We start from the raw sequence: 25,246 nt of genomic DNA, 5'->3' as shown, positions 1-25,246 counted from the left end.
ACAATAATTCCCCATGAAAAAATTATTTAGTTCTACTTATAGTAAAAACTATTTCGATGGTTATGCTATAGGTTCTAATCCGCTCTTATCTTTAGAGGGTAAAAAAAGTAAAGCATTTGTAACCGGTTTTAAGTCGGGCCGCTTAGATTACGAAAATATGAATGGTTTAATTTGTTACGGAATCCCACAACGCATTATCACTGAAAAAATTTTAGAAGACTTCCTTATTGCAGGTATGTTTGGCTTTGATATTGATGCTGAGGGTTACACTGTTTTTCAGATTAATATAATTTCACAATGGTATCAAAGTGGTGTGGAGAAATACGAGCCAGAACAAAATTTAATTTTAGAGGCATTACTTAATGCTAATAATATTGAAATGAGCTTGGCCCACCAATAGTTATTTTTAAATAGTTTTAAAAAACAAAAATCCGTAATAATGCATGCACTATTACGGATTTTTTTAGGTCTAATTTTTATCGTTTAAAAGTATTTTGAAACTATAAATTAATTAAAGTTTAGATTAAAACTGGTACGTTAATGAAGTCATTACTTGTCTAGGAGCAATAGGGTTAGCGCTGTAATTTTCATGAACAGTATAATTTAAGGTATTACCAACGTTAGATAATTTGCAAAGGATTGCTATTTTTTTCCAAGTATATCCTGCAGATACATCTACTGTTGTGTATCCGTCAATAGGTACTTCACGATCATTAATGCTAGTTACTCCAGTAGTTGCATCTATTACAATTTGATTGTTCCATCCCGCTACTCGATTACCAATGTAATTAGCAGATGATCCCAATGATAGTCCTTTTAATATACCAGAAGGCAATGTGTAAAAGAAGCTTAAATTAGCGGTGTTTGACGGTGTTCTAGCTAAACGATCACCTACTATGAAACTACCGTTTAAACCAGAAGTTTTAGTGTAGCGCATGTCATTATAACTATAACCTGCAATGATGCTCAAACCTTCAGCTGGCCTTGCTGTAATATCGATTTCAACTCCTTTACTTTTTGTTGCTCCACTTAATACTTTGATGCTTGAATCACTATTATTCGATCCATCTGCTTTGAACTCTGCTGTTTGAGCTAAGTTGCTGTTTTCTATTTGGTAAACAGTAAAATTTGTTGAAACTATTCCGTTCCAGAAATCTTTTTTGATACCTATTTCATATTGATCAATTACTGATGGTTTGATTGCTTTTAAATCAACTGTTGTTCCTGAATTAGGTGTAAATGAATTTGCGTAGCTAGCAAATAAGGACAGTGCAGTTGTAGGTTGATAAACTAGTCCTACTTTTGAAGTAAAGGCTTGGTCTACACGGTTTGCGTCATCTGTAATTTTAGTAGGCGTAGTGGTCAAATCTTCCGTGTTTACTTGCGCTTCTTGCCATGACCAACGTATTCCTGCTAAAACTTTGAATTTTTCAGTAAGTGAAATTAAATCTTGTGCGTAAACGCCAAAACGGTTTGTTTCTGTTTTTACAATTTTAGTAATTGCAGCATCAGGAATACTACCTCCTTGGTCAAAATTATCAAAATCAAAGATGTTTCCGCTACCATAAGTAGAAGGGGTAAATTTAAAAGTGTATGCCTGAACAAAGGAGTTCTCAAAATCTACTCCAGTAAAAATTTGGTGTTTAATTTTACCAGTATTAAAATTCCCTATGAAGCTTAATTGTTCTGATAGGATTTGTTCTTGATTTTTATTTTGTCCTAACGGTCGGCTCCAAGAACCATCTGCAGCAGGCTGAATACGTTCTGTTCCTTTAGAAGTTCGGTTGTAATCCTGGAAAGAAGAGTTGAAGTTTAATTTCCAGTTTTGGTTAAACTCATGATTTACTAAAGCGGAAACACTAGCTTGTTTTGTTTGTCCGTTTGACCATGTCGCACCTAAATAGGTGTTTCTTGGAACAGCAGCAGTTACTTTACCAATAATTCCTGTCCCAAAATCAGGCGTCCAATCATCGTGTAAATAATCTCCTTGTAACGTGATATCTGTTTTATCGCTTACTTTAAATAAAAAAGAGGGATTAATGTAATAACGTTCTTTTTTTACTACATCTCTGTAGCTTTCGGAGTTTTCGTAAGAACCAATAATTCGGTAGGCAATAGCATTGTTTAGAGGACCATAAATATCAATAGAAGGTTTGTAGAAAGCATTGCTCCCCATTTGCATGCTAATTTCTCCACCTTTATCAAACGTAGGTTTTTTAGTTACCATATTCAATATTCCTCCAGGTGCCACGTTACCAAATAATAATGCAGCACTTCCTTTTAATAATTCAACACGTTCTAGCGAAGACACTTCAGGAATAGAGCCATTTGTAAAACGGAATCCATTTTTAAACATATTATTGCTAGACATATCGTACCCTCTAGACCAGAAAGTTTCTTGGGAACCTCCTCTTGCAGATCCTACGTAAACACCATTTGCGTTTTTAATAACATCACTTAAGCGTACTGCTTGCTGTTGCTTAATAACTTCACTGCTGATCACTTGTACACTCTGTGGAATGTCCATTGGCTTTAAGCCAGAACGTACTACTGATACATTTTTTTTATATTGATTAGCTTTGATAACTACTTCATTAAGGGCTTCTCCTTTTTTGTTTTTAACAGTGTCTTTTTGTACAGTGTAAAACGCTTTATTTGGGCTGAGTCCTGACGTGCTAGCTATTTCTTGCGCTTGGCTAGAAATACTAAATAGTAAAGCTATTGTAGGGAATAATATGGATTTCATGTTGTTTATTTAGATTTATTTAAAATAACGATGCAAATTTACACGCTTTTTTGACATGTGCAAAGCTTATTTAGACTTATTATTAATAATTTGTTTATTTTTTTGTTTTCCAATGCTTTACAATTAAAAGAATATGACTTTCCGTTTTGAGTGCTGAAAAATTGGCACACAAATTTTAAAGATATTAGCAAATCTATTATGATTATTTAGGGAAAATCTATTAAAACTGCGTGCCTATATAATAGAGACCAAGTAGTGGATAGTCCATAAAAATAAAATACAAATTGAGAAGATGGGGATACTTTTAAAGTGTGGTAGTTATTTTTCTGACTTCTTTTTATTTCGGCCCCACCAAATCAAAGTTCCGGTAACAGGTAAGCTTGCAATAAACAGACTTATGAAAAATGCAAATATTTTTCCGGCTAAGCCAAAGATGCCACCAGTGTGAATGTCATAATTTAGTTTTAGCAATTTATCGGCAGTAGTATCATTTTTCAGTCTTCCCCAAATATGATTTACTTCAATTTCTTTTAGTGTAAATTGATCAAAATAGCGGTAATCCATTGTCCCATAAGTAGTTTTATTGTCATTCGCATTTGCGGCAATCGCTGCAGTAGGGGTTTCTGGTGGATGAACTTCTATCGATTCGGCCGTTGGATAATCATGAACCATTTTTTTATAAACAAAATCTAACGGATTTTCAACCTTGGGATTTAAAGAGTTTATTTTTGAAGTTGGTTCTTCATAAATTAATGATTTTTCGCCTCCCATTATGGTATAATAAGAATAAGCAAACCATTGAAAACCCCAAACTAAGCCTGTTACGGCAAAAATAAAAGCAATAATCAAAACATAGAAACCGGTAATATTATGTAAGTCATAATTTTTTCTTTTCCATTTCATGCCTTTTTTCCACTTAAATGAAAAGCGTTGTTTGGCGGCGTTTTTATTTTTTGGATACCAAAGTATAAACCCAGAGATAATTAGAAGTAAAAACAGCAATGTGGCACTTGCTACTACAACTTGACCAATAGCGTCTGGCAACCATAAATAAAAGTGACCATCTAAGATAAAATGAAAGAATCCTTCTTCATTATTGACCGTTTTAATCACTTTACCCGTGTAGGGATTTAAATAGCTAGTGTAATAATAACTGGGTTCATAATGAAAAAATATAGCTTCTACGGCATCTGTTTTTGTATTGTATTTTAAGGCGTGTAAGGTTTTTCCAGGAAGCTGTTCCTGGGCAATTGGAAGTAATTTTGAAGGGGGCAAAAAAGGGGATTGCTGTTCTATTACAAATCGATAATCTTCAGTTAAGTTCTGAATTTCTTCTTGAAAGGCATATAAACAACCAGTTATGGCAACGATAAAAACAATTATTCCAGAGGATAAACCCAACCAGAGGTGTACTACGCCAACAGTTTTTTTGAATGTCATTTTCATGTGGTGTAAAAATTATAATAACTCCGCTTAAAATATGCGGAGTTATTGGGTGATAGATTGTCTCTAAAATTAGAATTTGTAGGCTACAGTAACTCTAGCATTGGTACCTGCCTCTGCTTGCCAGTAGTACATGTCAGTATAGCTGTAATAACCTCCCGAGTATAAATATTTATTCAAGATATTATTGACAGTAAGGTTTATAGTTACTTTTTTCCTTTGATACGATAAGCCTCCATCTACTCTAAAGTAATTAGGTAAGCTAGCAGTATTTCCATTCGAAATAAACCAAGGTGCTCTTTTTACCTGATATTGGTATCCTAATGAAACACCAACTCCGTTTAAAGCTCCTTTATCTATTTTGTAATTTAACCAAGCGTTTTGAATGTGCTTAGTGCTTCCTGGAACTTGCGTTCCTACGAGAGAAGCATCACTATCTTTAGTTGTTTTTCCTTCGGTGAAGGCATAGTTTAGGATAAGATCTAAATTATTAAAGATTTCACCTCTAATATCTACCTCAAGACCTTTTACTTTTTGCTGTCCGCTTTCTCTACTATATTGCATAGCTGAAGTAGAATGTTCTGCATCAGCAGTTAGTACGTTGTTTTTTGTGATTTGGTAGGCAGAAACAACTGAATTCCATTTTCCGTTCAACCAGTCTCTTTTTAAACCAAATTCGATATTTCCACCGGTCTCAGGATTAAAAGAATTTCCTTGCCAGTCAGCGCCGTAGTTTTCATTAAAAGATTGATCGTTTACAAAATAGGCTGATGTATTTTTATTAAAGGAATAACTTAAGCCCACCCTTGGTGTAAACCTACTGTTTTTAGTATCTCCAGCGTAATAGTTAGCTGCTTTAAGCACAGTATATCTTCCTGCTAATGTCAATCGCAAGTTATTGTCAAAGAAACCTAATTCATCTTGTACATAAAGTGCTTTATAATTGTTTTGGTATTTTATACCTCGGTCTTCAATATTTGTACTTCTGTCAAAAGTAGGGGAGGCGGCTAAGGTTCCGTGTACCGGATTATAGATGTCTAAATCAGGCATGCTGAAGGACTGCATCCAATCGTGATAAAAGGTTTTATCGCTTAGATCAACCCCAGATAAAATTTTGTGAGAAACGGCTCCTGTTTTAACTTCACCATTTACATACGCTTGTCCCACATAAATTTTTCCTAGAATATCCCAAATGTTTCCAGCACGTTTAAGAATAGCTTCATTAGTACTATCAAAACCATTAGGCCACAATGAAAGCCCTTCTTGTTTGTAGTTTAGGTAAGAAGATTGGGCTGTAAATTTCCAGTTCTCATTTATTTTGTGTTCTACAATGGCAAGAATATTTTTTTCTGTCATTTTTGTAGGATCTAAATTAGCTTCAGATGTGGAGAAGCTTCGAGGCAAATCAGCATATCCTTTATGTGAATAAGAATAGTTAGAACCCACTGCATTTACTTTAGAGAATTGTTGTGTGTATTCTAATGTTACTGCTGTCTTGTCTGAAAATAGATATTTTAATACAGGAGCAAAGCTATAGCGGTCATTAAAATCAAAATCACGGTAGCTGCCTTTCTTTTCGCCCATCACATTAATTCTGTACAGTAATTTTCCGTTGTTAGTTAATTTTCCGTCAAAATCTAGTGTACCTCTATACATATCAAAACTTCCTAAAGTCAAACTTGCTTCTCCTTTAGTACGTCCGCTAGGTTTTTTAGTCACTACATTGTAAAAACCACTTGGGTTTCCGTTAGCCAACATAAAGCCGGCAGGACCTTTTACAAATTCGATACGTTCCACCATGCTCATGTCTTCCGTAAGTGGGCCCCATGTTGAACTGATATTCATACCGTTCCTAAAAGCGGCAACTTGACTCCCTCTCATGGTGATATTAGCATAATTGTCCCAGTGTTCTACTCTGGTTGCACCACTAACGTTACGAGTAACCCCTTCGAGCATATTGAAAATTTGTTGATCATTGATTAATTTTCCAGTGATCACCTGAATGTTTTGCGGAATCTCAATAATAGGAGACTGTAAACGAAGTGAAGACGAAATTCGATTGGTTTTAAAAGCACTTTTGTTACTTAAAATAACAACTTGATTTAATTCATTACTGGATAAAGTAAGCGTGATGTCTACAGTAGTGGTTTCATTATTAGTTAACGTTACAGCTCTTTCAACGTCGTTGTTCCCTATTAGGGTAACTACTAAAGTATAGTCTCCTTCGGCTAGATTTTTAATTATAAAAGTACCGTCATTGTCTGTTATGGTTGTTTTGTTTTTTCCTTTTAAGGTTATTGTTACTCCTTCTGCAGCTTTATTTCCACTGCTGTAAACAATTCCTTTTATAGCCGCTGTTTGTTGCTGACCAAAAGTATTCATTGAAAACAAGGAAAAACAGAGTAAGAATAGGTAGAGTGGTAGTTGTTTATTGAAATAGTACATGTTAAAATTAATTAAGGTTAAATGTGTTTAATTATTATTTAGATTTAATAATAATAGTGCAAATCTATATTTTAATTTTTATTCAACAATAGTTATTTAGATTAAATAAAAATAAAGTTATTAACGAAATGTAATACAGTGTTTTATAAATAAAAAAAACCTAGCTGGAAGGCTAGGCTAATTTAGTAGAATACTGTAATTTTAAAGAAGCACTTAATAAATTTTAATATTTTTATCAAAACCGAGTACAATATAGCTTAGTTTAGTTTTGTCACATTGAGAATAGTCGTATGTAATCGTATTTTTCGAATATGCTTAATATGGTAATTGTACTGTTTATAAAAATTTTTGGTGCTATTTAGAATAAAAATCCCATGTTAATTTCGAAATATCAGCTATTATCTCTTCACTTTCTTTAAACGTTTCCGTAGTATTTTGTAGAAATATAGCTAATATAAAGTGTTTGCTATTGGGTAGTTTTACAATTCCAATATCGTTTATTGCAGCTGTTAGGCCATCACTATTTGTACCTGAAGTTCCGGGTCTATGGGCTACTTCTGCACCTAGAGGTAGCTTGCCTTTTATTCTATTTTGCGCTACTGAGGTTACCAGCATTGCATTATAAAGAAACTCACAAGACTTAGCGGTCAATATTTTATTTTGATATAATTTTCTCAATAGCGCAACGGAATAATTAGGTGTTGTTGTATTTACTAGTTGTGCATTCCAACTTTGATGCATTGCTTCTTCATCATTATGAATAATAAAATTGGGATTGTTAATAAAACTTTCAACTACTTTGACTCCACCAATTCTTCTTAATAAAACATCACATAAATTGTTGTCACTTTGAGAAACGGTATACTGCAAGGCTTCTTGTATAGTTATAGAAACATTTCCATCAGGATATTTATCTCTAAACGGACTCCAAGTGTCAGCAAGTAATTCGGTTTTATTAATAAAGAGTTTGTCGTTTAAGGTCAATTCGCCTTTATCTACTTTATTTAATACCGTTAGTGCAATATGAAACTTAAAAACACTCAACATAGGAAACAACTTGTTTCCGTTAATACTTAGAGTGTCGCCGCTTTCTAAATCTAAAATAGATACGCCAACTGTAACTTGTTTTGAGGAAATTAAGTGCTCTATCTGAGATTTTAATTCGCTTGACTTTTGTGCAAAAAGTTGAGAAGAAAGCAGTAAAAGGGAACTTATTATAAAAAGTTTTTTCATGTTTAGTGGTGTTACTCTTTTTGCCTAAAGATCTGCTTTTTTATCGGATATTTTTTTATAATTCGTTTTTTGATTCCAGTAAATAATGTAAAGGGCTCCAATTATTGATGGCGTAATCCAAGTAATCAAATTCCCAATTCCTAATCCTGCAACTATGAAAGCAGTAATGGAGGCGATTAAAGCGCCAATCATTTTCCCGATGTGTTTTTGAAGCCAATTATTTTTATTTTTTGAAACATTTTTAAAGAATAGAAAGTCTTTTACTGTCATAAATAATCCTAAACTACCAAAAAAGACAAATAAGATTCCGTTAGTAATGTTATTCAAAACACAATAAATTCCAATTAGAATCATTACTAGCGACAAAAGAAGCATTGTCCCTGATATAATTTTATCAAATAAATCAGCTTTATTTTTAGACTTAAATTTTATCGCACGATTACCTGATACCACTAGATAGATAGTAAATATTCCAATTAGAAATAAAAATAAGTTATGATGTTTTGGTATCCAGCAAATTAGTAATGATAGTACAGAACTTGTAAGCATTCCTACTGAGAATAATTTTCCTAATTTTTGATGGGTGTTAGTTCCCTTTTTAGAGATTATACTTCCTACACCGGTTATTAATCCAATTCCGCCAAAAAAGGCATGAATGTAAATTAAGATTTTTATAGTTTGTTCCATTTTAACTTTATTTAGTTACTGTGGTTCAAACCTCGTATTATAAAGTGATTTAATAAAATAGTAATTACCCAACTGTAGATTATTATGGTTGAGTTGTTAAATGAAGGTAATAATTCGTTTTTTTATTGGGCGTTATTATATTTTAATGAAACATAAAAATATAATAGTAGGGCATGAGTTTTAAAATGCTGTGTGTAGTTCTTAAATATTTTTTTTAATCAGTACTTTAATTTTAAAGAGATAATGTTAATTTTCATGACTATCCGTTACTAGTCTTTAATTTTAAACATTGTTGTCCGGTAAAAATAATTTGAAAGTTATTTTTTCTTTATTTTGCAAGGCTTGACGAGGTTTTAACCTAGTTCAGCTTGTTTTCGAGTACTATCTTGAGAAGGCGGATTCAAGGGTCTAGCGCAACAGTGTTAGTTTTTTTTAATTAATCAAATTTAGTATTTTTCTTAGATAATGTGCTTAATTTTAGAATAACTTTTTTGGCTTTTTAAGGAGCCAAAAGTTATTTCCAAACTTAAGCCGTTGCTTGATTCATTTTGTTGATTTCCTCGCTTCTCATTTCATTAGGTGTCTTGAAACCTAAAACCTTTCTAGGTCTGTTATTTAGGTTGTTTTCTATTCGTTTTAGTTCTTCAATAGTTATTGTGTTAAAGTCGGTTCCTTTGGGTAAAAACCTTCTAATTAGTCCATTAGTATTTTCATTTGTTCCTCTTTCCCATGAGGAGTATGGATGTGCAAAATAAATATCCATTCCAGTTTTTTCTGAGAGCCATTTATGATTAGCCATTTCTATTCCGTTATCGTAAGTCATTGTTTTTCTGAGGTATTGAGGTTGTTTATTTAAGAGCTTTGCAAATTCGTGAGTTACTGTTTTGGATTTTCTGTTGTTGATTTTTACAATAATTAAAAATCTAGTTTTTCTATCTACAATGGTTCCAATAGCACTTTTGTGTGCTACACCAATCATTAAATCTCCTTCTAAATGTCCAGCTTCAAGGCGTTCCTCGATATATTTAGGTCTATCATCAATACTGACTTGGTCTTTGATTCGAGTTTTTTTTATACCATATTTCCTTTTGTCCCGTCTTTTGTGATGATGATAGGGTAGAAGTTTGATTAGTTTTTTACCCAACGTAGATTGTCTAAATCTATAAATATGCTTATAAATAGATTCGTAAGAAATGGACATAATAGGGTCATTTGGGTATAATACCTTGATTTGTCCAGCCATTAATTCAGGGCTCGTCCCCTTTAATAAACTTCTATAAATGAACATTTTAAGTCTGGGATGTGAGTTTATTTTATCTTGAGTTCTTTTGATTTTATTGTTTTCTAAAGCATACCAATGTGCTAAATCAGCCTTGTAGATGTCGGTTGGCTTTAATATCCAAAGTTTCACTTCTTTGGTAATGGTGGATCTATTTCGGTTTACTTGTTTTGCAATGTAGCTTTTGGACTTATTTTCCTTGAGTAAAGTCTCAATTATAATACGTTCTTCGAAGGATAATCTTTTGTACTTTTTTTCCATAATTCAACAAAGATAAAATTTATCATTTGTTGCGTTAGGTTCTTGAATTCTCCGAATTCGATGTACTAAAAAATATAATTTTTGGTTTGTTATATCGAATTTTATCCAGTTGCTAAATAATCATCAAATAAACCTATTTGACCATCTTTTATATGATCTAATTCCCAGTCTTTTTCAGGACTTTCTAAGAATTTAGTTAGGTGAATGTAATTGAATAAATGAATTCTACAAAAACTAATTAAATTCGAGAAAGACCATTGTCGTTTCAAGCTTTTCTTTATCACGCCTAGCAATAGATTTACTATTAGAACACAGTAAATTTGGATTTTAATAGCGTTTTCATTGTCTCCTAAAAAATATTTTAGAGGAAAATTTTGCTTGATTTGTTTGAACAAAAGCTCTATTTGCCAACGTATTTTATAAAGTGCAGCTATTGTGTCTGCTCTAAAGTCAAACAAATTACTAATAAACTCAAATCTTCTTTTGTGTTCTCTGTCATAGTACATTATTTTCCTTAATTTCAATTTGGTTTTTACGCCTTCCTTATTGACTTCAACTTCAATTATTTCGTCCGATAAAACACCGCAGTGAATGTTCCTTGGAATGTCATTTGTTTGTGTTACTTCATATTTTGCATTCTCTTTTATTCTCGTTACAAAACCTGTTTTTTGAGCTGTAAAATGCTCAAAAGCTTTGTAATCATTGTATCCTTTATCGAATATATAAACGGTATGTTCATCGCATTTTAGTCTTTTCAAAAACTGATGATCATGCGTTATGGCTGATGTGAACCAAACTAAACTTGGTACTTTTTCATCGGCATTTATCACACTATGCGATTTAATTCCTCCTTTACTTTTTCCGTCAACAGACTTTCTACCAACACATTTTAATATATCTTTAAACAAGCTTATTGTGGTGCTATCTACAATCTTAACATTCTTCTTCAAAGCTTCTTTAATTCGACTGTCCGATAAAACGAAGCTATATTTCTGAAGTAAATTGGTATAAATTTCTTCAAAAAACTCAACCTTACGTCCCTTGTTGGCATCCGCCAAAGTACTCTTTTTGGGAAGAGAGTTGATTCTAACAGTTTCTTCCTTACCTGACAAACCAAGCATTCCTCCAGATACTTCTCGTAAAGAGTTGCACTTTTCTATGCAACAAAATATCATACTAAATAGATGATCTTGACTCTTGAAACGTTTTACATATCGGTCTGAATTATATTTCTCAACAGCTTTCTGAATCATGGAGTCATCTATTAAAGAAATTAGCTGTCCGAAAACAGACTTAGTCGAAAAATACTTATTTTTACCCATCGTTATTTGAATTTTGCAACTCTAAATTACGATTATTTTAAGAAGCCATTAATTTGGCTTCTTTTTTTATCGGACAACAATGAATTTTAAACTAAAAAAGTGGATCATTTTTCAAACTAATTTTTATCAATTCAAGCGGAGTCAGAATACAATTGTGATTTTTAATTTAATTAAGTATTATTATACAAATAGTATTAAGAAATAGAAGAGTTTCTATTTTAAAAAGGTAACCATGTCCTCGTTAACAGCTTTAGACTGGTCAATGCTTAAAAAGTGTCCTGCATCTTTTATTATTTTTGATTGCCCTTTTACTAAAATGTTTTGAACTTTTACTAAACTTTTTTCAGAATTAATAACATCATGATCACCAATTAAAACAAGAACAGGATGAGTAATTAATTTTAAATCATCATCGGAAAAAGGCTGCATTTTAAGCATCCCTGTATTTGATTTAGCATATTTATTGGCCAAATAAAACTGTTTGTTATATACTGGGCTGATGTTTTCAGGATGTGTTGAGAATATTTCCATTGTTTTATCAAATTTTTTCTGACTGGGAAAAAGTTTTAAAAACAATGCCGTTGTTGTTTTCCCAATTTTATCAACAAATTCGAATGTTTGTGCCGGACTTAATAAAATCATTTTGTTTATAGAATTATTCTTTTGAGTTGCTAATAAGGTAGCAATCCAACCGCCACGAGAAGCTCCAATAATATCAAATTGCTTTAATTTGTAGTAATTAAAAATATCATTGTACCAAATAACAATATCATCAGCTGAAAGGGATTTTGATGTTAAAGTTGATTTGCCTGGTTCTTCTAAAAAATCGATGGCATAAATACGATGGGTTTTTGCTAAAGCTTTTATATTGGGATACCACATTGTAGAGCTGGCATCCATGCCATGTAAGAGTACTAATTTTTTTCCGTTTTTAGGACCTGCTAATACGATATGCGCTGTTCCAAATCTAGTTTTAATATTTTCTTGCGAATAAGGAATTCCCCAAAGTTTTAAGGAACGATTATAAGATTTAATATAAGTAGTTTTTTCTTTTTTTGATTGAAAAACGTAATCATCAAACTTTACTTTTTTTGAGGAAGCACAACCAGCAACTAAAAATAAGAAGGCGAATTTGAGTAATAATTTTGACATAATGATAAAATTCAATTGGTGTCAAAGGTACTTTATAAACTTATTTTAAAGTTTTAGAATTTCATGTAAAAATTATATAATTATACTTTTAATGAATGTTGATTTCAAAAGCTACTTAACAAATTGTTGTTACGTAGATTTCTAACTATTCTCTTTCAAAATGCTGTACACTACTTCTTTAGTTGGTTTTTGATCTTTTAATTTTTCTCTAACGACATCAAAAGATACTTTAAAAGCACAACCTGATTTATAATCGCTGCAACCGTAAGCAGTATTTCCCTTGATAACCGTACCTTTTTGACATTTTGGACAAGCTAATGCATCAGCAGCAGTTTTGCTCTCTGTTGATGGAGTAGGTGAAGCTGATTTTTTAGGTTCCAATATAATTTTGAAGTTTTCGTCAAAACGAAGTAATCCTTCTACTGTACCGGTATCCGTTTTAAAATCTTTTAAATTTACTGTAGATCCTTTTTGTAGTAAACGCAGGTACTGATTCTCTGATATTTTTTTATCTGCAAAAGTAAATGGCAATACAAAGTCGCAACCCACTTTATAATTGGCACAACCGTAAGCCGATTTCCCTTTTAAAAGTGTTGTTTTTTTACATTTCGGACAAATTTCTGCCGCGATTCCTGCTGCTTTCTTTTTTTCGACTTTTGCTTCTTGTTTTTGAGCAGTGCCAGCATGCGAAATATTAGCACGGGTAGTTTCACTTCGAACTTCATACACTAAAGCATCTACCATGCGCTTCATGTTGTTGATAAACGCCGCAGCACTAAATGTTCCTTTTTCTATGTCTTTCAATTGCTTTTCCCAAGATCCAGTAAGTTCAGCTGATTTCACTAAATCATTTTGAATAGTATCTATTAGTTGAATTCCGGTAGGAGTGGGTAAAACTTGTTTTTTATTCCTAACGATATATTGGCGTTTAAAAAGGGTTTCAATAATATTCGCTCGCGTTGACGGACGACCTATACCGTTTTCTTTCATTAATTCGCGTAGGTCTTCATCATCAACTTGTTTTCCTGCGGTTTCCATAGCACGCAGTAAAGTTGCCTCAGTAAATTGATTGGGAGCTTTGGTTTCTTTTTCTAAAAATGATGGTTGGTGCGGGCCTTTTTCTCCCTCAACAAAATCTGGAAGTAGGTCAGTTTCTTTCTCTTTTGCATTAGCATTTTCAAAAACAATACGCCATCCTTTTTTGAGAATCACTTTACCAGTAGTTTTAAATAAAACATCTGCAGCTTTACCTATTACTGTAGTATTCGCAACTGAACAATCATCATAAAATACGGCTATAAAGCGTTTGGTAATAATGTCGTAAACCTGCTGTTGATTGAATTGTAAATTGCTCTGGATTCCTGTTGGGATAATTGCGTGGTGATCCGTTACTTTTTTATCATTAAAAACTTTTGTTGATTTTTTTATTTTCTTTCCTAAAAGAGGTTCTGTTAATGCGGCATAATTCGTTAGCTTTTGTAGAATTCCAGGCACTTTTGGATAAATATCATTGGGTAAAAAGGTGGTGTCTACTCTGGGGTAGGTCACTACTTTTTGCTCGTATAATGTTTGTACAATTTTTAAAGTTTCATCTGCTGAAAAACCAAATTTTGTATTGCAATATACTTGTAAGCCCGTTAGGTCAAAAAGCTTTGGTGCAAACTCATTTCCTTTCTTTTTTTCGATAGAAACAATCTCAAAATCACTTTCTTTAACTTTATTAGCTAAGCGTTCTCCGTCTTCTTTTTTCAAAAAGCGGCCGTCCTCATAACTAAAAAGCGTTTCTCTATATAACGTTTGCAGTTCCCAGTAGGGCTGCGGTTTAAAATTTTCAATTTCTTTCCAGCGATCAACCACCATAGCTAATGTTGGCGTTTGTACGCGACCAATAGATAAAACTTGTTTGTAGCCACCGTGTTTTACGGTGTATAAACGAGTAGCGTTCATACCAAGTAACCAGTCGCCAATGGCTCTAGAAAAACCCGCATAGTACAAGTTATCATAATTTGCAGATGGTTTTAAGTTGTCAAAACCCTCTCTAATTGCCTCTGTAGTTAAGGATGAAATCCAAAGGCGTTGTACTTCTCCTTTGTAGTTGGCTTCATTCATAACCCAGCGCTGAATTAACTCTCCTTCTTGTCCAGCATCCCCACAATTAATTACTAAAGTAGCTTTATCGAATAATCCTTTTATGATCCTAAATTGCTTTTGAATACCTGAATTCTCCACTACTTTAGTTTCAAATTTTTCAGGAAGCATGGGTAAGTTGTTCAAATCCCAACTTTTCCAATAGGTTTTGTAATCGTTAGGTTCTTTTAAAGTACACAAATGTCCAAACGTGTAGGTGACTGCGTAGCCATTACCTTCATAGTAGCCATCATGCTTAGTGTTAGCTCCTAATACGGATGCTATTTCTCGTGCTACACTTGGTTTTTCGGCAATACAGACCTTCATTTTTACTACTTGTTTTGAGGGCGCAAATTAGGAATTTAGAAGTTGGTATGGAAATGAAATCTTCAGGAGTTATGAACGAATTGAATAGGGCTTAAGATTAACAAGGTTGTTTTTGAAAATTATAAATAGTGATTTAAAACTCCAAAAAAAAACTACAACTTGTTAAGGCTGTAGTTTTAAATATTTTAATTATCAGTTATTCCATAACCTCTTTTCTTTTTTTCATTATTACAAAAAATGAGATTGTGATTAGAACAGTGATTACTAAACCAATCCAGTTTGAAGTAGCTACATCAAGACCAAAACCAATTGTAGGGTCATAAAATAAATAAGAACCTATTACTGAAGTGATAAAGAAAGCAGGTGCTAGTGCAATGATATAGTGTGTTTTCTTTTGGTACAAATAAACAGCGCCAATCCATAAAGCGATTGCTGCAGTTACTTGATTCGCCCAAGAGAAATACCTCCACAATAACTGAAAGTCCATATTAGTAAGAATATAAGAAATTACGAATAACGGAATAGCAACCATAAAACGATTTTTTAATTCTTTTTGATCTATTTTTAAGTAGTCAGCAATAATCATGCGCGCCGCTCTAAAAGATGTATCTCCTGATGTAATAGGTAAAACAATAACCCCAAGTACAGCAATAGTGCCTCCAACAGTTCCTAAAAATACAATTGCAATTTTGTTCACTACTGCAGCGGGACCACCATTTGCTAAAAGCATACTTAGATCATCCCCATTCATTAAGCTCATTGCTGCTGCTGCCCAAATCATGGCAATAACTGCTTCAAGAATCATCATTCCGTAAAATATTTTTCGACCATCTCTTTCATTATCTATTGTACGAGAAATAATAGGAGATTGGGTAGCATGAAACCCCGATAATGCACCACAAGAAATGGTTAAAAATATAACTGGATAGTAGGGGATATTTTTTGGGTGCAAATTTTCAAGCGTTAATTCGGGTATTGGGTTTCCGTACATAAACATTCCAATACAAATTCCTACAGCACTAACGAGTAGCATAAATCCAAGTACAGGATAGATTTTCCCAATGACTTTATCAATAGGTAAAACCGTAGCAATGATGTAATAGATAAATATACACAATACAATTATACTCAGGAGGCTGGAGTCATCACCAATTAAATCATCAATCATTTTAGCGGGCGCAGTGACAAAAACAGTCCCCACTAAAAGAAGCAATAATAGCGTGAAAAAGTTGACTATGTGGCTAAAATATTTGCCTAAAAAACGAGAAGCTAATGCAGGTAAATGAGCACCACCGTACCGTAATGAAATCATTCCAGTAAGGTAATCGTGCACGCCACCAGCGAATATAGAACCAAAAACAATCCATAAAAAAGCAGAAGGGCCGTAAAGTGCACCTAGAATTGGGCCAAATATAGGTCCTACGCCTGCGATATTCAAAATCTGGATAAAAGCATTTTTGTTGCTATTCATGGGAACAAAATCAACTCCATCTTCAAGAGTATGAGCGGGAGTTGTTTTATTAGGATCAGACTTGAATGTCTTGTCGACAAACTTTCCATAAATAAGATATCCTAAAAGTAATAAAATAAGGGAGATAATGAATGTGATCATATTTAGCTATTTTTATTATGAATAATGCTACTATTCTTTAAATATAATATTTTATTGGTAAATAAATATAGCTTTTAAATTGTTATTCGTTTTTTGTGAAATTCATTGAGAATAAAACAATCTTGTAAGCCAAAAACGGGTTTTTGCGATTATAAATTGCTGTGTTTAATAATGTAGTGTTTTTTTTTGGATGGTAAATGCTGTATTCTTAAATGGGATATTTCCAGATAGAATACTTTAAAGTTTGGACTGTTTTAACAGTTCGTCAAAATTAGGTTCGTCAAACAGTAGTTCTGTTTGCTTATTAGTTTCGCAATTATTTACAATTAACGGAAGGCTTTTTATTTTATCAGATGCAACCATTAAGTAGTAGTAATTCATATCGGTATTGATTTCTTCAAAAACGGCAATTCCCTTTTCGTTATCAATAATATGAATAATCAGTTTTTTGTCTTTTTGGGTTACGCCAGTTAGTTTGAATTCGAACGTAGCGTTGTCAATTTTATTCTGTTCGATAATTTTACTTGCAAAAGGACCTTCGCCAGTCCAATCAATAAATTCGTTATCATCAATTGAAACCTTAAAATAGGTATAAAAGTCACAAGGATAGTAGGTGTAAAATTTACCTTGGTATTGTTTTATAGGCAACCATTTTGTTTGTGCAATAATAGGTGTTTTTTTAATAAGCGGAGATTCGTTTTCTTTCAAATAATCAATTGAAAACTGATAGCTTACATCATCAGTGGGACTAAAATCCCAATTATTGATGCGATCATAATAAGAATTATTTGGGTTGTCAATCAAAGTAATTGAGAGCGCTGTATCATCAACGCTAACTTTTTTTATAAAAACAGAATCCTTAATACTCCCTTGTCCAAAAGAGGAAAAACCTATTGCCAGAATTACAGTCTTGATCGTATTTTTAAATATTTTTTCCATAAATTTTCAATCAATTATAAAGTTTTATTAGAATGAAAGAATCGTTTAGGAGTATTTAAACTACTCTAAAACTAAATTTAGAAACGTAAAAAACAGGTATTATATTATCAGTGTGAACGTTTTAGGTTCTATCACTTGTATTAAATGCTAGGATACTTCAATTATAATAAAATGCGAATTAGAGTAATGCTTGTTTTGAAAGTTATTTAGCATAGTTTGATTCGAAAATTCGATATTTAAAAAGGCCTACGACTATGGCGCCTCCAATACCGTTACCCAACAAGGCCAGAATTAAAAACCATAAATAATCAAAAAAGCTAACTGTGTCTGAAAACAGGAAGGCAGCAAATACCTCAATATTACCTACAATACTGTGATGAAACCCTCCAAAACCAATAACAGCAGTAATCATAAAAATTAGAAATATTCGTGTTAGTGAATTCTTGGCGCTATTCAATAACCAATTTAGCAAGCCCATTAACCATCCAGCAACTATTGCACTTAAAAAGAGTACCCAAGCATCATGATGGACTACGTGAGACCCTATTTTCACCATTGTTTCATGTGTGAATAAGTTTAATTGTGGGGCTAATAAACCAATAAATAATGTAAAAATAATTCCACCAACAATATTGCCTAATATTACCAAACCCCAAATACGAAGCAATTCTCTTATTGATCGTTGCCCATTAAGAACAGGTAATGTTAGAACAGAAGTTTGTTCAGTAAAAAGAGCCGACTTGCCTAAAACAACAAGAATGAACCCTATAGGGTAGACCAAACTAAATAACTTAAAAATTGTATTTTCGGCTAAAGTGCCTTCTAGTAAATAGTATAAGGTACAAATCATGAAGTAACTGAAACCTATTTCAAGTCCTGCAATAATAGCACTTAATGTAATGGCTTTATTTTTAATTTGGAATATCTCTTCGCCTTCATGAATCACCCGACTTAATATTTCGCGATATTCATTTACACCATCTACTTCTTTTGATGTTTGCTCTAATTCTTCCTGATATTTTTCTTGTTCTTTTTCTTCAGTTTTCATAAGACTATTTATTAGTAGCAGAACTACTGTGATTTTAAAAACCATCCGTCCTGCTGTACGCTTTATTCCTGATAAGTAAACTACGGCAAAAATGCCTTGTTTACTAAATCAGGCGATACCGCTGCCATCAGGGCTAGGGGAGTCTGTTTTTTACTTTTAATAAAACATAAAGAGAACTGCTAACTAGTCGTTCTCGTCAACAAGTAATTTTAGAGAATTGATATAATCAGTATCAAATTCGATTACTCTTACTTTACTGTGCTTGAAACTCATCACACCCTCAAATTCACCCTCTGGACTCAAGAAGTCCATGACCAATTCCTTATCTGTGAATTCCATTAACTTACCTAAGTAAACCGCCTTATCTGATTTTTTAGCAACTTGAAAAACGGGGTACTTATTAGCCAAAAAATAAATAATTGACGCTAAATTGGTCAAAGGAATAATTTCTTCAGCACTTGTTTTTAGTCCCTTAAGTTTAATTACTTTCTCTGTAAACTCGTGATCCTTATCCTGAATAATTGCTTTTACGTTTTTGTTTTTTAAAATAGTAAAACCATCAATTATAAAATCAACAGGATTATTTTTAAGTAAAATCCAGTCTTCTGTCCAGTCAATTAAAAAACCGGTAAAAATGTCTTTCTTATCTTCAAACTCAATCGAAATCAGTTGACGTAAATATTTTTCCATAATGTAATGTCGCTTTATAGAGCAGCAAAATATTGCTGCGTCAAGTATTTTTTTAAAATCTCAATTTAAGAATATTATTGATAGCAACAAATTTAATTGTAATAGCTCATAAAAGAGTAAAAGCATTTTAATGTTACTATTTAAAGCTGGAATATTGATAATGCAATCTTATAATGGGTTTTGTCTTTAGAAGATTACAGTAAAGCAAAGTTAACTAGATACAAAGTTATAAGTTGTATTGCGCATATCATTCCGTGTTTTATTATAGTTTGTTTGAATTTTTATTTCCTGTTGCAAATGATAAATAGATTTTAAAATAATAAGCTTAAAATTGGGGTCATATTTATAAAAACATAAGAGAGGTTGATATTTAAGTCCCTTAGCCTTCTTGTTGCTATAGCTTGTATGGGTACAAAAGTTGGCAGGATAATTATATTTATATAAAATAAATTAAAAATTGTTTCATTATCTAAACTCATTTCTGATAATAAAATAAGTATTGCTACTTGTGATAGTAATAAATTCGAAATTCAGTACTTGTAGGTTTTTCAGAAAAAGAAGGAATTAAAAACAAAGTATTTTTAAAATATCGCATCATTTTTAACTTTCCTTTTTAATAATAATTGTTTTAGACCAAAAATACTTAAACGCAAATAGTTTTAAATGTTTGTTTTTTTTATGAAATTAATCAAGATTTTCAGGTGTTTTTTTTCTTTTTTCCAATTCAGAAATTTTCTCCTCTTTCAGTGAGTATGATTTAATCATCATAACAGTTATGACGGCTAATAGTATTCCAAATATTGATATTACAATTTGCGCAATGGTGTTATTCAAGTAATCTTCGATTGTTTCTGCTTTAAAAGATGATTTTAAGATATAGTTCCCAAAATAGCTAGTTATAATCCATAGACCCCACCATACTCCAATTCCCGAATTGCTATTGTCTAATATTTCATCTGTATTTGATTTTATTAGAGCAGTAGTTTTATGATGCATTTCTTTCATGATTTGGTAAGGACGAAAAAAGGATATTATTGGAACAAACCAACTACCTGCGGCCCAACTTTCAGAATGATTACAGTTTGCTCTTATGTTGAGGTTATAATAAGCACGTCTAAACCATTGAATAAAAGTAAATGCAGAAATAAAGAAAACTATTAAATAAATAATTCCTATTATTTGAACTCTTGTATCATTTGCACTTATTATTTGATCGCTAACGTATTCATTATTTTGTAATGAACAGAGTAATTCGTATTGTAAATAAAATGAATATACTGAAATAATATCAACAGCCGAAACCAACCAGATTAATAATTGAGCGCGATTTGCTCTTTGTAAATTTGGTTTAATTGCATTAATCTTATTTTGAAAGCCTAAAACAATGTCATTATCCAAAGCAAAGTCTTTACAAGTATTTTCGAACTCGATGTTTTTTCCTTTTAGATTACAAATATTTTCTTCTTCGCTTACTCCTTTTTTTCGATTCAAACATTGTTTGCAATTATCGAATTGTTCTGTAGTCATTTTTAAGTTCGGTTTTTAATAACTGGTTGCTGGTTGTTTTTTATGAAAGCCAATACTATTCGTAATAAATTAATAGCGATCTCACAATTCAAATATATACTATTTTGGCTATAATTATTAAAATTAATTGATTGATAATTGCTTTTATTTTTTGGTTTAAACCAAAAAAAAACCTTGCGTGATGCAAGGTTTAGAAATAAGTAATTTGGTTATTTTATTTTGTTCTAATCAGAATAAATTTTTCACTGCTTGGTTTGCCTTGTTGCGTTCCAGATATTTCAGTTACTAAGCTATCTTTAGAAACCAAAGTATAGGTGATTTTTTGTGGATAATTGTGCGTTGGGTTTTCAAAAACCAGCGACTTATCGGTAGTTTTTGTTAATGGGAAAGCAACGGCTTTGTCGTCATTTTGCCCCATTACGGTTGCGTTGTAGCTAAGGTTTTCTCCTAATTGCGTTAGTTCAATGGTCTCGTTATGGATGGTATCTTTTCCTTTTAAGAAGTAAGAAGTTCCTGTGTAAGTACTGTCATTTACTTTTTTCCAAGATTCTGATAGTGTGCCGTCTTCTGATTTATTTTCCCAGTTTCCTAGCATTAAGCGAGCGGTTTTTATTTTGTCTTTTTCGTTGTCATTAGTTCCTATTTCTTCTGATTTTTTACAGGAAAAAACGAGTGTGATAAGTAGTAATAGGGTAATTTTTTTGTACATAATAATTTGATTTATGATGGAATTGAACACAACAAATTTATGAAAAATAAACGCAACTAGCCCAGATAAAAGCGGCATCCTTTTTATCCTGAAAATTGTTCTGGATATGGAATTGCTTTCGGGATAAAAAGATATAGCGGCTAGCTGGAAATAGCTCCTAAAAAAACTGTATGCTAACAACTGTTAACTGTAAACTATTTTTCGTAATTTTGCACTCCAAATATAAGGACTAAGATTATGTTAGATAGACTTCAAATAGTTAAACAACGTTTCGATGAGATTTCGGATTTGATTATCCAGCCGGATGTCATCTCTGATCAGAAGCGTTATGTGCAATTGAATAAAGAGTATAAAGACCTGAAAGCATTAGCTGAAAAAAGAGACGAATACGTGATCTTAATGGCGAATATTGATGAGGCAAACGAAATAATTACCGATGGTAGTGATGCGGATATGACCGAAATGGCCAAGATGCAACTAGATGAGGCTAAGGAAAGATTACCGGAATTAGAGGAAGAAATTAAGTTCATGTTGATTCCTAAAGATCCTGAGGATGCTAAGAATGTTATGGTGGAAATTCGTGCCGGAACAGGTGGGGATGAAGCGAGTATTTTTGCAGGAGATTTGTTCCGTATGTACACTAAATATTGTGAAAACCGCGGATGGAGAACATCTGTAGTGGATATGAATGAAGGTACATCAGGTGGTTTTAAAGAGGTTATCTTTGAGGTTACTGGTGAGGATGTTTATGGAACGTTGAAGTTTGAAGCGGGTGTTCACCGTGTACAACGTGTGCCCCAAACAGAAACACAAGGGCGTGTGCATACATCAGCTGCTACTGTAATGGTTTTGCCAGAAGCAGAAGAATTTGATGTGCAAATTGATATGAATGACGTTCGTGTGGATTTCTTTTGTTCGTCAGGACCTGGAGGACAATCTGTAAACACAACGAAATCAGCGGTACGTTTAACACACGTTCCTACGGGTTTAGTGGCGCAATGTCAGGATCAAAAATCACAACACAAGAATAAAGATAAAGCGTTTATTGTATTGCGTTCTCGTTTATACGAACAAGAATTAGCTAAAAAACAAGCCGAAGATGCTACTACACGTACTTCTCAGGTAAGTTCAGGTGACCGTTCAGCTAAGATTCGTACGTACAATTATGCACAAGGTCGTGTAACTGATCACCGTGTAGGATTGACATTATATGATCTAGGAAATATCATGAATGGTGACATCCAGAAAATTGTTGAAGAACTAGCCTTAGTGAACAACATGGAAAAATTGAAAGAAGCTAGTGAAGTTTATTAATTAAAATAAACAGTACTCAAAATAATGCATCAAGAGAATGGAATAAATAATCTTGTGTACAGAATAAATAAGTTGAAAATGCCATACTAATTATTTAGTATGGCATTTTTTTTAAATAATCATAATGTTAACTTAGTAATAACAGGAAAGTTGTTCTTAAATTTTTCTTATTTTTGCCACAATTATAAGATTAATTAAAAGAATCTAATTCGAAAGAAAATGAAAAAAAGTTTATTGTCTATTCTTGTTTTTGCAAGTTTTGCATCTGCAAATGCGCAGTCTTACCTTGGGTACACCCATGATAATTATGCGGGAGTTCAAGGAGTGTTGTTTAATCCGGCATCTATTGTTGATTCTCGTTTTAAAACAGATATCAATTTGTTTTCTATAAGTACTTCTATTAATAATGATGCTTATGGAGTAAGTTTATCTGACGCTTTAAAATCAGATTATGATTTTGACACACAAGCAAGAAAGTCATTTTCGAATAATAATAACTTGGCTTTCAATACGGATATTATGGGGCCATCGTTCATGTTTAACATTGCTCCAAAACATTCTTTGGCAATTTTTACTAGAGCGAGAGCATTTGCAAATGTGCTTAATGTAAACGGAGAAGTGGTAAATGATATCACTAAAGATGCTAATGTTAGTTTTCCTACAGGTACATTAGGAAGTCCTAATGCTATTGGGAATTCATGGGGAGAGCTGGGAATTTCTTATGCAGCTGTTATTATGCAAAATGGGCAACATTTTTTAAAAGGAGGTGTAACAGCTAAATATTTACAAGGTGTCGCTAATTACCAATTACAAGGTAATAATGTAACGGTACGTTATGATGATAGAGGAAATCCGCTAATAGATACTTATACCACTACTGGTACTGCAGTTTATGGATCAAGTCAAGATTTTGCTACAAATGACAACATTGATATTGATTCTAAATCAAGAGGTTTTGGTTTTGATTTAGGTTTGGTTTATGAATGGAGACCTGATTATGATGCTTCAAGAACAGATATTAATAATCTAAGAGATGAGAACAAATACAAAATTCGTTTTGGTGTTTCGGTGACTGATATAGGTTCAATGAAATATGACAAGGGAATTTTGAATAGTTATGATTTGAATAAAACTATTACTGCAGCAAATTATCAAGATGCAGATAATTTTGATGAATTCATGAAAAACAATTATGCAAATACAGTAATCAATGGTTCAGTAAAATCATACTTGCCAACGGCTTTACACGCAGATGTGGATTGGAATATTCATAGAAAATTCTATTTGAACGTAAATGGAGATTTTAATGTTGTTGATAAAAACAAACTAAGTCAAAATAGTATTGCTAATAGAGTGAGTTTGACGCCTCGTTTTGAGTCAAAATGGTTTAGTTTCTATGTTCCTATTTCTTATATGGATTACAGCAAACAAGCACAAGTGGGTGTTGGTTTACGTACTGGTGTTTTCTTTATAGGATCTGGTTCTGCAATTTCTAATCTTATTTCTGATAATTCAAGAGCAGTTGATTTCCATTTAGGTTTAAAAATCCCTATTTATCAAAAGAAAGACGCTATTGTTGAAGTGACAGAGGTAATGATTGAAGAGACTGCACTTGCTCCGGATAGTGATGGAGACGGTGTGATTGATAAAGATGATGCTTGTATTGATATTGTAGGTCCTGCTGATAACAAAGGTTGTCCTTATCCTGATAGTGATAATGATGGAACATTAGACAAGGATGATAAATGTCCTACAGTTGCAGGTCCAACAGAAAATAATGGATGTCCATGGGTAGATAGTGATGAAGATGGAGTTGCTGATAAAGATGATAAATGTCCTACTGTAAAAGGTACTGTGGCAAACAATGGTTGTCCTGAAGTTACTGCTGAAGTAATTATAAAATTAAATACTTTCTCTAAAGCGGTATTGTTTAACTCTGGAAAAGCTACAATTAGAACAGAGTCAAATGCTAAATTAGAAGAAATTTTAAAAGTGATGAATGAATTTAATACTGCTAACTTTATGTTAGAAGGATACACTGATAGTACTGGTTCAGTAGCTAGAAATTTACAATTATCAAAAGAAAGAGCTGCAGCGGTAAAGGATTATTTGGTTGCTAAAGGAATTAGCGCTGATAGACTTTCGTCAGAAGGATACGGAATTATTAAGCCAATTGCTTCTAATAAAACTGTAGTAGGAAGAGGATTAAATAGAAGAGTTGAAATTGTATTAGTGAAATAAATCATAAAAACAATAGTTATATTTTATAAAAGAGGTCTGAATAGGCCTCTTTTTTTGTTTAAAACCAGCAACTGATATGATTTGCATCAAAAGAGAGCATTGTCCAATCATATTTCTTTCATATCGAGTATAGTTGAGATGCAA

At 32.6% G+C, this 25,246-nt stretch carries 19 protein-coding genes; 3 read left to right on the top strand and 16 right to left on the bottom strand.

Going from position 1 to position 25,246, the window contains the following annotated elements:
* The first annotated feature begins 13 nt into the window (after positions 1–13).
* On the top strand, positions 14–400 hold the full coding sequence (locus ACVEGE_RS02170; RefSeq protein ID WP_173852981.1) for a hypothetical protein: 387 nt from the start codon (positions 14–16) through the stop codon (positions 398–400).
* 123 nt (positions 401–523) lie between these two features.
* Here the strand turns inward: ACVEGE_RS02170 and ACVEGE_RS02165 are convergent, their stop codons facing one another.
* The 16 genes from ACVEGE_RS02165 to ACVEGE_RS02090 form a co-directional block, all read right to left on the bottom strand.
* Positions 524–2,746: a TonB-dependent siderophore receptor gene (locus ACVEGE_RS02165; protein WP_192501921.1), complete on the bottom strand. Its 2,223-nt coding sequence runs from the start codon at positions 2,744–2,746 to the stop codon at positions 524–526.
* A 318-nt stretch (positions 2,747–3,064) separates the two neighbouring features.
* Positions 3,065–4,186, bottom strand: coding sequence for a PepSY-associated TM helix domain-containing protein (locus ACVEGE_RS02160; RefSeq protein WP_173856313.1), 1,122 nt, complete (start codon positions 4,184–4,186; stop codon positions 3,065–3,067).
* Between the two features lie 75 nt (positions 4,187–4,261).
* Positions 4,262–6,571, bottom strand: coding sequence for a TonB-dependent receptor (locus ACVEGE_RS02155; RefSeq protein WP_225738188.1), 2,310 nt, complete (start codon positions 6,569–6,571; stop codon positions 4,262–4,264).
* Positions 6,572–6,988: 417 nt separating this feature from the next.
* Positions 6,989–7,867: a class A beta-lactamase, subclass A2 gene (bla, locus tag ACVEGE_RS02150; protein WP_192501923.1), complete on the bottom strand. Its 879-nt coding sequence runs from the start codon at positions 7,865–7,867 to the stop codon at positions 6,989–6,991.
* Positions 7,868–7,891: 24 nt separating this feature from the next.
* Positions 7,892–8,554, bottom strand: coding sequence for a DUF2306 domain-containing protein (locus tag ACVEGE_RS02145; protein WP_192501924.1), 663 nt, complete (start codon positions 8,552–8,554; stop codon positions 7,892–7,894).
* 526 nt (positions 8,555–9,080) lie between these two features.
* A complete protein-coding gene (locus tag ACVEGE_RS02140) occupies positions 9,081–10,094 on the bottom strand; it encodes an IS30 family transposase (RefSeq protein WP_173854735.1) in 1,014 nt (337 codons plus the stop codon).
* 101 nt (positions 10,095–10,195) lie between these two features.
* Positions 10,196–11,416, bottom strand: a complete 1,221-nt coding sequence (locus ACVEGE_RS02135) for an IS4 family transposase (RefSeq protein WP_192501455.1) — start codon at positions 11,414–11,416, stop codon at positions 10,196–10,198.
* Between the two features lie 213 nt (positions 11,417–11,629).
* Positions 11,630–12,568, bottom strand: coding sequence for an alpha/beta fold hydrolase (locus tag ACVEGE_RS02130; protein WP_192501895.1), 939 nt, complete (start codon positions 12,566–12,568; stop codon positions 11,630–11,632).
* Positions 12,569–12,709: 141 nt separating this feature from the next.
* Positions 12,710–15,022, bottom strand: a complete 2,313-nt coding sequence (locus tag ACVEGE_RS02125; protein WP_173856318.1) for a type IA DNA topoisomerase — start codon at positions 15,020–15,022, stop codon at positions 12,710–12,712.
* Positions 15,023–15,218: 196 nt separating this feature from the next.
* Positions 15,219–16,634 (bottom strand): carbon starvation CstA family protein, encoded by a 1,416-nt coding sequence (locus ACVEGE_RS02120; RefSeq protein WP_173856319.1) that lies wholly within the window; start codon positions 16,632–16,634, stop codon positions 15,219–15,221.
* 237 nt (positions 16,635–16,871) lie between these two features.
* Positions 16,872–17,573, bottom strand: a complete 702-nt coding sequence (locus ACVEGE_RS02115) for a hypothetical protein (RefSeq protein ID WP_192501896.1) — start codon at positions 17,571–17,573, stop codon at positions 16,872–16,874.
* 202 nt (positions 17,574–17,775) lie between these two features.
* On the bottom strand, positions 17,776–18,621 hold the full coding sequence (locus ACVEGE_RS02110; protein WP_173856320.1) for a formate/nitrite transporter family protein: 846 nt from the start codon (positions 18,619–18,621) through the stop codon (positions 17,776–17,778).
* 183 nt (positions 18,622–18,804) lie between these two features.
* Entirely contained in the window at positions 18,805–19,311 is a 507-nt protein-coding gene (locus tag ACVEGE_RS02105; protein WP_192501897.1) for a hypothetical protein, read from the bottom strand.
* Between the two features lie 311 nt (positions 19,312–19,622).
* Positions 19,623–19,805, bottom strand: coding sequence for a DUF805 domain-containing protein (locus ACVEGE_RS02100; RefSeq protein WP_458008646.1), 183 nt, complete (start codon positions 19,803–19,805; stop codon positions 19,623–19,625).
* Positions 19,806–19,995: 190 nt separating this feature from the next.
* Positions 19,996–20,838, bottom strand: a complete 843-nt coding sequence (locus ACVEGE_RS02095) for a DUF4328 domain-containing protein (protein ID WP_192501898.1) — start codon at positions 20,836–20,838, stop codon at positions 19,996–19,998.
* 214 nt (positions 20,839–21,052) lie between these two features.
* A complete protein-coding gene (locus tag ACVEGE_RS02090) occupies positions 21,053–21,547 on the bottom strand; it encodes a DUF6265 family protein (RefSeq protein ID WP_192501899.1) in 495 nt (164 codons plus the stop codon).
* A 237-nt stretch (positions 21,548–21,784) separates the two neighbouring features.
* On the opposite strand from ACVEGE_RS02090, the gene prfA reads away from it, so the two are divergent.
* Both prfA and ACVEGE_RS02080 read left to right on the top strand, forming a co-directional pair.
* Positions 21,785–22,861, top strand: a complete 1,077-nt coding sequence (gene prfA / locus ACVEGE_RS02085) for a peptide chain release factor 1 (RefSeq protein WP_173854123.1) — start codon at positions 21,785–21,787, stop codon at positions 22,859–22,861.
* Positions 22,862–23,080: 219 nt separating this feature from the next.
* Entirely contained in the window at positions 23,081–25,102 is a 2,022-nt protein-coding gene (locus ACVEGE_RS02080; protein ID WP_192501900.1) for a DUF5723 family protein, read from the top strand.
* The last annotated feature ends 144 nt before the right edge of the window (positions 25,103–25,246 follow it).

The sequence above is a fragment of the Flavobacterium sp. PL002 genome (genome assembly GCF_054165825.1).
Note: the sequence above shows the minus strand (reverse complement) of the source record. Positions and strands in the feature narration are given on the sequence as shown.

What these genes read in the sequence shown, in the direction of transcription:
- ACVEGE_RS02170 (WP_173852981.1), top strand. Translation starts at nt 14, where the DNA reads ATGAAAAAATTATTTAGTTCTACTTATAGTAAAAACTATTTCGATGGT.
- ACVEGE_RS02165 (WP_192501921.1), bottom strand. Translation starts at nt 2,746, where the DNA reads ATGAAATCCATATTATTCCCTACAATAGCTTTACTATTTAGTATTTCT.
- ACVEGE_RS02160 (WP_173856313.1), bottom strand. Translation starts at nt 4,186, where the DNA reads ATGACATTCAAAAAAACTGTTGGCGTAGTACACCTCTGGTTGGGTTTA.
- ACVEGE_RS02155 (WP_225738188.1), bottom strand. Translation starts at nt 6,571, where the DNA reads ATGAATACTTTTGGTCAGCAACAAACAGCGGCTATAAAAGGAATTGTT.
- bla (WP_192501923.1), bottom strand. Translation starts at nt 7,867, where the DNA reads ATGAAAAAACTTTTTATAATAAGTTCCCTTTTACTGCTTTCTTCTCAA.
- ACVEGE_RS02145 (WP_192501924.1), bottom strand. Translation starts at nt 8,554, where the DNA reads ATGGAACAAACTATAAAAATCTTAATTTACATTCATGCCTTTTTTGGC.
- ACVEGE_RS02140 (WP_173854735.1), bottom strand. Translation starts at nt 10,094, where the DNA reads ATGGAAAAAAAGTACAAAAGATTATCCTTCGAAGAACGTATTATAATT.
- ACVEGE_RS02135 (WP_192501455.1), bottom strand. Translation starts at nt 11,416, where the DNA reads ATGGGTAAAAATAAGTATTTTTCGACTAAGTCTGTTTTCGGACAGCTA.
- ACVEGE_RS02130 (WP_192501895.1), bottom strand. Translation starts at nt 12,568, where the DNA reads ATGTCAAAATTATTACTCAAATTCGCCTTCTTATTTTTAGTTGCTGGT.
- ACVEGE_RS02125 (WP_173856318.1), bottom strand. Translation starts at nt 15,022, where the DNA reads ATGAAGGTCTGTATTGCCGAAAAACCAAGTGTAGCACGAGAAATAGCA.
- ACVEGE_RS02120 (WP_173856319.1), bottom strand. Translation starts at nt 16,634, where the DNA reads ATGATCACATTCATTATCTCCCTTATTTTATTACTTTTAGGATATCTT.
- ACVEGE_RS02115 (WP_192501896.1), bottom strand. Translation starts at nt 17,573, where the DNA reads ATGGAAAAAATATTTAAAAATACGATCAAGACTGTAATTCTGGCAATA.
- ACVEGE_RS02110 (WP_173856320.1), bottom strand. Translation starts at nt 18,621, where the DNA reads ATGAAAACTGAAGAAAAAGAACAAGAAAAATATCAGGAAGAATTAGAG.
- ACVEGE_RS02105 (WP_192501897.1), bottom strand. Translation starts at nt 19,311, where the DNA reads ATGGAAAAATATTTACGTCAACTGATTTCGATTGAGTTTGAAGATAAG.
- ACVEGE_RS02095 (WP_192501898.1), bottom strand. Translation starts at nt 20,838, where the DNA reads ATGACTACAGAACAATTCGATAATTGCAAACAATGTTTGAATCGAAAA.
- ACVEGE_RS02090 (WP_192501899.1), bottom strand. Translation starts at nt 21,547, where the DNA reads ATGTACAAAAAAATTACCCTATTACTACTTATCACACTCGTTTTTTCC.
- prfA (WP_173854123.1), top strand. Translation starts at nt 21,785, where the DNA reads ATGTTAGATAGACTTCAAATAGTTAAACAACGTTTCGATGAGATTTCG.
- ACVEGE_RS02080 (WP_192501900.1), top strand. Translation starts at nt 23,081, where the DNA reads ATGAAAAAAAGTTTATTGTCTATTCTTGTTTTTGCAAGTTTTGCATCT.